This is a genomic window from Nevskia soli (genome assembly GCF_903970205.1).
GTDB lineage: Bacteria > Acidobacteriota > Terriglobia > Bryobacterales > Bryobacteraceae > Bog-113.
Genome location: NZ_CAJCHS010000277.1, coordinates 1 through 5,015, shown reverse-complemented (window position 1 = coordinate 5,015; position 5,015 = coordinate 1). Strand labels below are relative to the sequence as shown.

Sequence of the window (5,015 nt, the reverse complement as noted above, 5' to 3'; positions counted from 1 at the left end):
GGTGATCGAGTAAGTACCCGGCGCGGAAAAACTGGTGCTGATGGAGGCTTGCCGTGATGCCACCGCGGCGGGAGATCCGATTACGTGACCATTCTGCGAAAACGTAACGGTCCCCGTCGGATTCCCGCCATTTGGGACCGTGAGCGTTGCGGTGAAGGTAACCTGCTGATTGATCGGCGGCGCACTTGCGCTCGATCTCAGCGCGATCGTGATTGAAGCGTGGTTTACTACCTGATTCAGCGCCGGTGACGTGCTGTTTAACGAGGACGCGTCGCCTCCATACACGGCAGTAATCGAACTCGTGCCCGTGGCGAGATTTGCAGTCGAAAGAGTAGCTACTCCGTTAGCGAGAGTACCGGAGCCGATTGGCGTCGATCCGTTCTCGAAAGTAACCGTGCCGGTGGGGGTAGCCCCTGGGGAAGTTACCGTTGCGGTCAGAGTAATCGACTGCTCGTAGCTGGAAGGGTTCAGGTTCGAGGTTACTGTCGTCGTGGTTGTGTTCTTCGAGATCGTCTGCGAAATCGGCGCGGATGTGCTCGCCGAGTAGTCCGTATCTCCGCCATAACTGGCGGTAATGGACTGCGTTCCCACGGCGAGTGAGGATGTAGTGAACGTAGCGATTCCTGATGCGGTTACACCCGATCCAAGTACCGTCGTTCCACCTTTGAAGGTGACTGTTTCACCATTCGGGATGCTACCGCTGGCGGGATGAATGGTGGCCGTAAACGTGACCGGAGTGCCCACGCTCGCCGGCGATCCGGAAGTCGTGATCGTTGTCGTCGTAGATGCCGTGTTGACCGTCTGGCTCAAAGCTGGCGATGTAGCGGAAGAGAAGTTCGCGTCTCCCGAATACACGGCGGTGATCGAGTAAGTACCCGGCGCGGAAAAACTGGTGCTGATGGAGGCTTGCCGTGATGCCACCGCGGCGGGAGATCCGATTACGTGACCATTCTGCGAAAACGTAACGGTCCCCGTCGGAGTCCCGCCATTCGGGACCGTGAGCGTTGCGGTGAAAGTAACCTGCTGGTTGATCGGCGGCGCACTTGCGCTCGATCTCAGCGCGATCGTGATCGCGGCATCATTCACCATCTGGTTCAGCGCCGGTGATGTGCTGGTCAACGAGGACGCGTCGCCCTCATATACGGCTATTATCGAACTCGTGCCCGTAGCCAGGTTTACCGTCGTAAAAGTAGCAACCCCGTTAGTGAGCGTACCGGACCCGATTGCCTTCGATCCGTTCTCGAAAGTCACCGTGCCCGTCGGCGTGACCCCCGGGGAAGATACCGTTGCGGTAAACGTGACCGGCTGCTCGTAGCTGGACGGGTTCAAGTTCGAAGTGATGGATGTCGTAGTTGTATTTTTCGAGATCGTCTGAGAAATCGGCGTGGATGTGCTCGCCGAGTACTCCGTATCCCCGCTATAGCTCGCGGTGATGGAGTGCGTTCCCACGGCGAGTGAGGATGTAGTGAACGTGGCGATTCCTGATGCGGTTACACCCGAGCCGATAACCAAGGTTCCATCCTTAAAAGTAACGGTTTCACCGTTGGGGACGGTTCCGCTGGAGAAATGAACAATGTCCCGAGTCAGGAGGCGCGCACGCACCATTACCGCTTCCGAGCTTTTAATCGTAGCCGTAAACGTAACCGGACTGCCTGGGTTCGCCGGTGACCCCGACGAGACTACGGATATCGTCGTGGACCCCGAAGTAACCGTCTGGCTTAGAGCCTGCGAAGTACCAGCGGGAGCGAAGTTCGCGTCTCCCGAATAGACGGCGGTAATCGAGTAAGTGCCCGGAGCGGAAAAGCTGGTACTCACACTGGCTCGCTGGGATGCCACCACGGCGGGCGACCCGATGACTTGGCCGTTTTGCGAAAACGTAACGGTTCCTGTCGGGCTGCCGCCATTCGGGACGGTGAGGATGGCGGTGAAGGTAACTTGCTCATTGAGCGTCGACGGATTCGTACCGGATTGCACCGCGAGCGTGATGACGGCATCGTTCACCACCTGGTTTATCGCCGCCGACGTGCTGGTTAACGAAGACGCGTCGCCCCCATAAAAGGCGGTTATTGAATTCGTACCGGTAGCCAGAGTTGTGGTTGAAAACGCAGCGGCGCCGTTGACAAGAGTACTCGAACCGATTGTCGTCGCCCCGTTCTTGAACGTGACGCTTCCCGTGGGTAACGTGCCCGAGGAAGAAACCAACGCGGTGAACGTCACCGATTGCCCATAGGTGGCCGGATTCAACGAGGATGTAACCACCGTCGCCGTGGAGTTCTTAAGAACCACTTGATTCACCGCGGCCGAAGTCGCCCCCTGGTAGGTTCCGTCTCCCGGATAGGTCGCGAACACCGAATGACTGCCCGGGGCAAGCGATCCCGTACTGAAAGTTGCGATACCGCCGTTAGTTGTGCCCGAGCCAATCTGGGTGGCGCCATCGCTAAAGCTGACAGTCTCGCCATTTGGAATCGTACCGGAAGTAAGACGGACTGTAGCCGTAAAAGTCACGCTTTGGCCGATGTTGGAAGGCGATACCGACGTTTGAAGCGACACCGTCGGGGGAGTCGTAACCGGCGGTGTTGTAACCGTTGCCATCGGGCTTGCGGCCGAATAGTTCGCAGCTTCGTCATAGGCCTGCACGATGTAATAGTACGTCTGCGCGGCCGACAACCCAGCGGTATCTACGAACGACGTTGCGCTTGTATTACCCACCGCGATCATCGTACTTGGCGTTTTCCCGCGTGAGATGCTGTACCCGGACACGTTCACGTCGTCCGTCGAAGGCGACCAGCTCAGGCCCACCTGTTGCGGTCCCTGTGCAACCGCGGTGAGACTGGCGGGAGCGCTCGGCGGGGTCGTATCCGGAAGCGTGGTCACTGCGATGGCGGCGCTCTGCACAGAAACATTACCGGAGCTGTCGAAGGCCGTTACCGCATAGTAATAGGTGGTCTTCGGGTACGTATTGTTGGAATCGGTGAACGAGGCTGTAGTCGACGTGGCATAGATATTCAAAGCGGTCGCGCTCACTCCGCGGTAAATGTGGTACCCGGCGACGCCGTTATTGTCCGTCGAGGGTTGCCAGGAAAGGCCCACACTCAGATCGGACAGACCAACGCCTGCTAGACCGGTCGGTGTAGACGGAGGCGTCTGGTCAGGGATTGCCAGGGTTGTCGCCGACGCGGGCGCCGACATTGCCGAAACATTTCCAGCGGCGTCGAAAGCCTGTAGTTGGTAAGAGTAGGTGGTCGACGGCACAACTGAGTTGTCGTCGTAATTGACTTGACTTGACGTATACAGTAACGTCCCATTCCGGAATAGATAGTAACCCGCCACGCCCACGTTATCCGTGGTCGGATTCCATAATACTTGCACGATATTCTGACCCACTGCACCGATCGAAGGCGGCCCTGGGACCTGAGGCGCCGATGTATCCGGCGCGGGTAGGATTAACGTTTCCCACGTCTGCCCGACCGGAGTGAAAGCTCCGATCTGACGTGCGCTTCCGGCCGCCACGGTTATGGCCGACATGATTTGATCCGGTGTTTGCGACCCATATTGTCCGTAGTCCAGGTACGCGAAAAACTCGCTGGTCCAAAACGGAGCAATGAACAGGAACTGACCCGCTTGAGCCATGTCCACCAAGGCCTGGAGGTACATCTGATCCAGCGGCTCCCAGAAGCTGAACATGCCTTGGGCATCAACCGATTCGTTATTCAGTTCGCCGGTCTGTGATGCCAGTTGCGCAGCCGAAATCTTCTTACACCATGTTTCCCCCATCGCGATCGGCAGACCCGCCGCCTGCGCCATCGCAGCTGCGGTGAGCGCGTTCTCCGGGAATGAATTCGATACCGAATACATGTGAACGTCGACATAAGAGATCGGCGTCGAGAGAACGTTTTGAATATAGGTCGTAAATGAATTGATCCAGGTGCCGGCGCCGGCGCCCACCGGAACATTGGTCACATTGGCGGCTTGTAAGGCGGCGAGAATCGTCTGTAGCTCCTGCAGACTTCCGGCCGGAGTACCCGCCGTGGGCTGTCCGCTGTTTTGCGACTCGGAGTCGGGCTCCGTGATCACCGACATAAAGTCGGGCTGGATCAGCTTCGCCACGTTGACCGCATTCTGCGCCCGTCCGGCAATGTAGTCGTTCCAGGACAGCGTCGCATAATAAGGAGCGTAAATCCCGCCGTTGCTTCCCGCGCCCGCGGAAGCGACCGTGGTTTCGACTGTCATCTTCAGGCCGTTGGCGTGGATCTGCTGGGCCAACCGCTGATAAAAACTGACATAGTTCTGGAAGTCTTGCGGGTTGGAGTAATAAGGTTGATAGAGAATTGGAAAATTGATGTGGACTGTAACGGCGGTTACACCCAAGGCCTGCAGTTCCTGTAGCTCCGGAAGGACGATCGAGGTGTAATAGTTGGCTCCCAGGAGCGAGGGCCCCTGGTTCGAAGTCGCGGTGAGTAGCTGAGCGGAATAGATCGTCGAGTTGCTGGAACCGTTCGCCGGCGTCGGCATCGATTGTACGAACGAGGAGATGTCTGCCTGCAGTTCCGAGTAGAGACTCTGGTATGCGGCCGGAACCGTCGGCGGGACGGGCTGGGCCGCCGCGAACGCACTGCCAAGTAATAACGTAAAAATAAGCCGCTTTAAATTCATTTTGATTCTTTCCTATCCGCTTTGAACAACGCTTAAGGCCGCGCTACTTTTGGCCCTAAGGATTTATTCGGCGACAAATAGGAAAGTTATAAGAATCGAAAGTGTTCTCTGCGTGAAACCTTAAGATAAAGTAAAAAAAAAGACTGAGAAGTTTCGCGCCCGCTGACGCCGGACTTCGGACCCGGCAAGATCCCAGTTACCCCGTCTGTGCACTGCTTCCTACTTCGGCGAGAAACCGGAGCACCCGTTCGGTAAGAAGAGCGGCTGCACTTTCATCGTAAGAAGGCAGGCTATTATCCGCAAACAGGTGCCCATCGCCAGGATAAAGGAATAACTCGGCATCCGCAGTGCTTGCCGCGAGT

At 57.2% G+C, this 5,015-nt stretch carries 2 protein-coding genes; both read right to left on the bottom strand.

Features of this window, described 5'->3' with window-relative positions:
* Positions 1 to 4,653, bottom strand: a 4,653-nt coding sequence (locus tag H1Y01_RS12440; RefSeq protein WP_180540841.1) for an Ig-like domain repeat protein, incomplete at its 3' end; no start/stop codon positions are given.
* Between the two features lie 196 nt (positions 4,654 to 4,849).
* On the bottom strand, positions 4,850 to 5,015 hold a 166-nt coding region (locus H1Y01_RS20065), incomplete at its 5' end, for a dienelactone hydrolase family protein (protein ID WP_180540840.1).